A 247-nucleotide genomic window follows, 5' to 3' on the forward strand; every position below is an offset into this window, starting at 1 on the left:
TGATGTTTCAGAAGGAGAGGCACCCCCTAATATAATTAAACTCATTACTCCAATAGCGAATACCGTCATCATTTTCTTTTTCAAAATTAATTCCTCCCTCTTATACTTTCTTTCCCATCATTCCCCTAGTTTTTTTAATACTATACATACATCTCATCGCTGCTTGAGATAACATTATGATTGATAAAACTCACTCACATACACCTAGTCTCTTCTTCATGTAACGAACTTTCTTTATGCCATACAT

At 34.0% G+C, this 247-nt stretch carries 1 pseudogene; it reads right to left on the reverse strand.

Annotated elements, in window-relative coordinates:
* Positions 1 to 84, reverse strand: a pseudogene (locus SB717_RS38485) (transporter); the annotation flags it as partial.
* Positions 85 to 247 lie beyond the last annotated feature (163 nt).

Source organism: Priestia sp. SIMBA_032, from assembly GCF_046535215.1.
In the GTDB taxonomy this organism is placed as follows: Bacteria; Bacillota; Bacilli; order Bacillales; family Bacillaceae_H; genus Priestia; species Priestia aryabhattai.